Origin of the sequence: Nostoc cf. edaphicum LEGE 07299, assembly GCF_015207245.1 — a bacterium.
GTDB classification, from domain to species: Bacteria; Cyanobacteriota; Cyanobacteriia; order Cyanobacteriales; family Nostocaceae; genus Nostoc; species Nostoc edaphicum_B.
This window is the reverse complement of the sequence record NZ_JADEXF010000256.1, coordinates 1-5,998: the sequence shown is the minus strand read 5'-3', so window position 1 is coordinate 5,998 and position 5,998 is coordinate 1. Positions and strand designations below refer to the sequence as shown.

The 5,998-nt window shown below is 41.3% G+C and carries 6 protein-coding genes; 5 read left to right on the top strand and 1 reads right to left on the bottom strand.

Going from position 1 to position 5,998, the window contains the following annotated elements; all coding sequences use genetic code 11:
• Positions 1-104: 104 nt before the first annotated feature.
• From IQ229_RS09780 to IQ229_RS09760, 5 genes are all read left to right on the top strand, one after another.
• Complete coding sequence (locus IQ229_RS09780) at positions 105-884, top strand: class II glutamine amidotransferase (RefSeq protein ID WP_194043250.1); 780 nt, start codon at positions 105-107, stop codon at positions 882-884.
• A gap of 455 nt (positions 885-1,339) precedes the next feature.
• On the top strand, positions 1,340-2,536 hold the full coding sequence (locus IQ229_RS09775; protein ID WP_194043248.1) for a sulfate ABC transporter substrate-binding protein: 1,197 nt from the start codon (positions 1,340-1,342) through the stop codon (positions 2,534-2,536).
• A gap of 183 nt (positions 2,537-2,719) precedes the next feature.
• The gene (cysT, locus tag IQ229_RS09770; RefSeq protein WP_194043247.1) at positions 2,720-3,580 is read left to right on the top strand and encodes a sulfate ABC transporter permease subunit CysT; all 861 of its coding nucleotides are present in this window, start codon (positions 2,720-2,722) and stop codon (positions 3,578-3,580) included.
• Positions 3,567-4,442 carry a sulfate ABC transporter permease subunit CysW gene (cysW, locus tag IQ229_RS09765; RefSeq protein ID WP_194043245.1) on the top strand — a complete coding sequence of 292 codons (876 nt, stop codon included), beginning with the start codon at positions 3,567-3,569 and terminating at the stop codon, positions 4,440-4,442. Before cysT ends, cysW begins: the two co-directional genes overlap by 14 nt.
• Positions 4,443-4,591: 149 nt before the next feature.
• Entirely contained in the window at positions 4,592-4,858 is a 267-nt protein-coding gene (locus tag IQ229_RS09760; RefSeq protein ID WP_194043244.1) for an NIL domain-containing protein, read from the top strand.
• A gap of 131 nt (positions 4,859-4,989) precedes the next feature.
• On the opposite strand, the gene IQ229_RS09755 is transcribed toward IQ229_RS09760, so the two are convergent.
• Positions 4,990-5,998, bottom strand: a 1,009-nt coding sequence (locus IQ229_RS09755) for a hypothetical protein (protein WP_194043243.1), incomplete at its 5' end; no start/stop codon positions are given.

Here is a 5,998-nt window from a genome sequence, read left to right as displayed (position 1 = left end):
GCCCAATGCCCCATGAAATTCCAAGATTGAAGCGATCGCTCCAGAATCAATGCAGCATTCTGAAGTATCTTGATCCTGAGACCTTAGTCAAAAATTGAGAGCTAATGTGCCAATTGCTCGGAATGAATTGCAATGTTCCAACGGATATTTGCTTTTCTTTTGAAGGGTTTTCTGCACGGGGAGGAAAAACGGATGACCATAGCGATGGTTGGGGCATTGCTTTCTTTGAAGGAAAGGGATGTCGAATGTTTTTAGACGCTCAACCTTCTGTTGCTTCTCCGGTAGCCGAGTTTGTGCGGAGTTATCCCATCCACTCAACCCATGTCATAGCCCATATCCGCAAAGCTACTCAGGGTGAAATTGCCCTACACAATTGCCATCCTTTCCGCAGAGAATTGTGGGGTCAGTATTGGGTGTTTGCCCACAACGGTAATTTGCCAGATTTTGATCCAGAAAATTTGGGCTTTTATCAAGCCGTAGGTGATACCGATAGTGAAAAAGCATTCTGCATGATGCTAGAAACATTGCGATCGCGTTTTCCTAAAGGTAAGCCCGATATAAAGGAACTGTACTTTGTGCTGCAAGAAATTACTGCTGTAATTGCAAAAATAGGTATATTTAATTACTTATTATCAGATGGAGAACACTTTTTTGCTTATTGCTCAACTAAACTCAGCTACATTGTTCGCCAAGCGCCCTTTGCTGCTGCCCATTTAATTGACCAAGACATGACCGTAGATTTTCGGGAAGTGACTACTGAACGCGATCGCGTTGCTGTCATTGCTACTACACCCCTCACTGACAATGAAGTTTGGACACAAATTCAACCAGGGGAATTACTAGTTTTTCAGGACGGGCTTCCCCTGAAATATGCATTCAGTTAATAATAAATAGTTGTTCGATTTTTTCCATTTAGATAATTTCTAGATGGGTTTTGTTTTTGATGCTCAGGACTTACTTGATTTTGTTGCTCTACGTTGAGCGAAGCCGGTCACTAGAACAGACTGTCCTCAAAAATTAGCTATTTCATAGCAAGTTGCTTGATGTATCAAGTAGCTAATTGCGATGCCTACGGTGGTCACTGAGCTTGCCGTACTCCTTCAAAGAAGCAAGCTACGCGCAGCGTCTCGTAGATAAGTGCGGGCTGCGCCTACGCAATTTGATAGTTGAAAGTAAAAGAATTTTTAATTTTTCACAGAACTGGTAGAATCACCATATTCTTGATAAAGAATATGAGGTTTTTTGGTGTTTGTACTAGATACATGGAATCATCCAGTATTATAAACATTATATAACTGTATTCCCATCAATTATTTGTAGATTTAGTGGAGGAAATGGAATGAGTTTGTGGCAACGCCCACTGAAAAGGTTACAAGCGATGTCTTACGACAAGCTGCTTCTGTGCGAGACGCTACGCGAACGCATCTACGTTGAACATAGAACCTATCGGTTCAGACTAAGTTCGCTCAAAGGCTTTGTATCACTCTTTTTGGTAGGGACTGTATTGAGTGTGGCCCTTGCCGCCTGCTCTGGTGGTGGAACTGGGAGTAATTCTGCCTCTGAAACCCCTGGTGCTAGTGCTACCCCTGTGGCTGCCAGTAAAGATAATGTTGAATTAACTCTAGTTTCCTTTGCTGTCACCAAAGCAGCTCATGAAGCCATTATTCCTAAGTTTGTAGAACAGTGGAAGAAAGATCGTAATCAAACTGTCGTCTTCAGGCAAAGCTATGGCGGATCTGGTTCTCAAACTCGCGCCGTTATTGATGGTTTGGAAGCAGATGTTGTTCACTTGGCATTAGCTGGAGATACTTCAAAGATTGAGAAGGCTGGATTGATTCAGCCAGGATGGGAAAAAGAAGTTCCCAACAATGGTATTGTCTCTCAATCAGTTGCAGCATTAGTGACTCGTCCAGGTAATCCTAAAGGCATCAAGAATTGGGCAGATTTAGCCAAAGATGGTGTCAAATTAATTACTGCTAATCCCAAAACATCAGGCGTTGCTAAGTGGAATTTCTTGGCACTATGGGATTCTGTGATTAAAACAGGTGGCGATGAGGCGAAAGCTACTGAATTTGTGACTAAAGTTTACAAAAATGTGCCAATCTTACCTAAAGATGCACGGGAAGCTACTGATACATTCGCCAAGCAAGGGCAGGGTGATGTCTTAATCAACTACGAAAACGAAGTTATTTTGGCACAGCAAAAGGGCGAAAAGGTTGAGTATGTCGTTCCTGACGTAAATATATCCATTGACAATCCGATCGCTGTGGTAGATAAAAACGTCGATAAGCACGGAAACCGCGAAGTTGCTGAAGCTTTTGTCAAATACCTCTATACCCCAGGAGCACAGCAAGAGTTTGTCAAATTGGGATTCCGTCCTGTGGATGAAATTATAGCTCAAACTAAAGAAGTTACAGACAAATTTCCCAAGGTGAAAACTTTGGGTACAGTTGCAGACTTGGGCGGTTGGGAAGCAATTGATCAGAAGTTCTTCGCAGATGGGGGCGTGTTTGACAAGATTCAAGCCCAAAAATAATTCGTAATTCTTAATTCGTAATTCGTAATTATGACCCCACAACTTTCTTTTCTCCAGAATTAAAAGTATTTGGTCTGTGCTTGAATTACGTTAGCGTAGCGGTAGCGAGTCCGCGAGCGTCATTAGCAATTACGAACACTGCCAAAAAGCTCCTTGTGAATTTTAAATTTTGAATTTTTCACTATGACAACTGTATCTCCGTCTGTGGAAGTTGAACGCAAAACGCCATTCTGGAAGAGATTGGGGCGAGTTCCTTGGACTTGGCGAATCACCATTGCATACCTGACAGTGATGTTGTTTATCCCTATCATTGCGATGTTCCTAAAAGCAAGTACAGAACCGCCATCTAGGTTTTGGGCGATCGCAACCAGTGATATCGCACTAGCAACATACAACGTAACTTTTGCGACGGCAATATTTGCTGCCTTACTCAATGGCGTATTTGGAACTCTGATTGCTTGGGTTTTGGTTCGCTACGACTTCCCCTTCAAGCGCTTGATTGATGCCACAGTAGATTTACCCTTTGCACTACCAACTTCGGTAGCAGGGCTAACCTTGGCAACAGTCTACAGCGATAATGGCTGGCTAGGTTCGCTACTAGCACCACTAGGAATTAAGGTATCTTTTACCCGCACAGGAGTAGCAGTAGCAATGATATTTATCTCACTACCTTTTATTGTGAGAACTGTGCAACCCGTGCTTCAGGAAATGGAACGTGAAATTGAAGAAGCCGCCTGGTGTCTGGGTGCTTCTCAATGGCAGACCTTCTGGAAAGTGATTTTGCCACCTTTATTTCCGACAATTTTGACTGGTGTTGCCTTGGGTTTTTCCCGTGCAGTTGGAGAGTATGGTTCGACTGTGATTATCTCTTCCAATACGCCCTATCAAGATTTAATCGCACCTGTACTGATTTTCCAGCGGTTAGAGCAGTATGACTATTCTGGTGCAACAGTAATTGGCATAGTTTTACTATCAATTTCGTTGGTACTCCTATTGGCAATTAATTTCTTACAAGGATGGGCAAGGCGATATGACAGTAGATAAGCCAAGTTTTCACTCATCTGCATCTGAGACACATACGGCCAAGCCGAAAGAGCAGAAGAGTTGGGTGCCAATAGTTTTAATTGGGATAGCGATCGCCTATTTAGCCCTAGTTCAATATATCCCGGCAATTAACGTTTTTGTCCAAGCCTTCAGCAAAGGAGTTGGGCCGTTTCTGTCCAACCTGACGCGACCAGATTTTCTCAGTGCAGTTTGGTTGACATTTTTGCTGGCTTTGATTTCTCTACCTGTGAATACTGTATTTGGTCTATGTGCAGCTTGGGCGATCGCTCGTAACAAATTTCCAGGACGCGCCATAGTTTTGAGCATTATTGACCTGCCCTTTTCGATTTCACCCGTAGTCGCAGGATTGATGCTTGTACTACTTTATGGACGGCAAGGGTGGTTTGGCCCTTGGCTGCAAGCCAATGATATCAGGATTATCTTTGCCTTTCCAGGTATGTTGCTGGCTACAGCATTTGTGAGTATGCCCTTTGTGGCGCGGGAAGTGATCCCTGTTTTAGAAGAGTTTGGTAAGGATCAAGAAGAAGCTGCTAGAACTCTAGGTGCGAAAGATTGGCAAATATTTTGGCGTGTCACCTTACCCAGCATCCGTTGGGGCTTACTCTACGGTTTAATTTTGACCAATGCCAGAGCAATGGGCGAATTCGGGGCGGTTTCAGTCGTATCTGGCAACATTGCTGACCAAACCCAGACTTTACCACTATTTGTAGAAGACGCTTACAAACAATACGAAACTGAAGCGGCTTTCTCTGCGGCTGTACTGTTAGCGTTGTTAGCAGTAGTAACCTTGGTGCTGAAGGAGATTCTAGAACGGAAAACCCGCATTAAAGATGTTGAATAGAAAAATCAAGCGATTATAGTTATCTTTTGAATAGGATACAAGCAAATCATGGGACATGGTACGATCTACCTAGTACCTATTAGGTAATTACCATTAGGGTTAAGAGTAGTTCTGTACCAATTCCGATTAGGGATTGAAATAATTCAGATATGGCTACTGACAATACACTTACCAATAAACGGATTCGACTCAGAATTCCTAAAGATTATCACCAGGAACCTGTTATTTCTCGCCTGGTGTCTGACTACGGACTCATTGTGAATATCACGGCAGCGATTTTGGGAGCCAATGCTGTCGGAGATGGTTGGTTTGACCTTGAACTACAAGGAACAGATGCACAAATTCAAAGCGGGTTAACTTATCTCCGCGATTTGAAATTGGAAGTCTGGGATGATACTAAAGCAAGCGATTGGTAAGGGTTATAGCAACACAAACAGTTTATTTATCTGGTTTTAAAAGAATTGCAACCCGCAGATCCCCGACTTTATATAAAGTTATCGGGGATCTTGCTTCTCATGAATGATTCAGAACTGCTATAGTGGTTTTTCTACAAAAGCGTATACCAAATACCGTTATCATTTTGACGTAAAATACGGTATCTTCCCTGAATAAATTCTAGCATTCTGGGAAAATTTTTGTTGATAGTAGGCTGCTGAATATAATCAATAAAGATATAAGGAGGCTTAGATGAATCTAACTCTTCTAGAAGTTTTGTCCATTGCTCAGGCAGAAAATATTCAAGTGCCCAACCACGTAGTGATGTTGCCTGAGTCCGATTGGAGAAGTAATAAATAGATGGATCGCCAGCTACATAAATCTTGCCAGGAAGACTTTCTGGTTGGGAGATAAATTCAGCCTCTGAGCGAAGAGACGGATATTTTTCTCTAAAAACAGTCTGATATTTAAATCGTGTATCTTCAGCTAAAGCAAAATTGTTATTAACCAGAACAACACTCTTTTTTAGAAGAGTGTGCGATAAAGGGAAGAAAAACAAAAATATAAGCAGAATTGTAGTAAATGGGGAACTCAATTTTTTTAAAGACTCCCATAAAACATCTAATCCTTTAGTAGCTAAAATACCTAAAGGTACAAACAATAGTAAATAATGGTATTCCCAAAATGCGCCACGTTGTAGAGCAATCACACCCCAAGCAAAAATACACCAAATAACAAGTAGCAAAGTCAATATATTCTTAGACTTACGCAATGATACATCTACTGCAACAGTAGCGGCTAAAAGTAGAGGGTAAAAATTATTTAAGAACCATTTTATTCCTGCAAAAAGCCCACTTGGGTTAAATTGGGAATTAGCAACAATCCGAGGTGGATATAAAAAAAATGTCTGATACAAAATTAGTAAACTATTAAACCAGGCAAAATAGCTAACAATAAATAAAATAGGAAATATAATCCCCATAAAAATGGGAATAAAGATTTCTACAAATACTTTTGGAATTGGCTGCCGTTTGATAAGCAAAGAATATATCAAAATAGTTAGCCAAAATGAAAGCAATATTAGCAAAAGTATTAATTTAAATGTGATGACAATTCCACCA

What these genes read in the sequence shown, in the direction of transcription:
- IQ229_RS09780 (WP_194043250.1), top strand. Translation starts at nt 105, where the DNA reads ATGTGCCAATTGCTCGGAATGAATTGCAATGTTCCAACGGATATTTGC.
- IQ229_RS09775 (WP_194043248.1), top strand. Translation starts at nt 1,340, where the DNA reads ATGAGTTTGTGGCAACGCCCACTGAAAAGGTTACAAGCGATGTCTTAC.
- cysT (WP_194043247.1), top strand. Translation starts at nt 2,720, where the DNA reads ATGACAACTGTATCTCCGTCTGTGGAAGTTGAACGCAAAACGCCATTC.
- cysW (WP_194043245.1), top strand. Translation starts at nt 3,567, where the DNA reads ATGACAGTAGATAAGCCAAGTTTTCACTCATCTGCATCTGAGACACAT.
- IQ229_RS09760 (WP_194043244.1), top strand. Translation starts at nt 4,592, where the DNA reads ATGGCTACTGACAATACACTTACCAATAAACGGATTCGACTCAGAATT.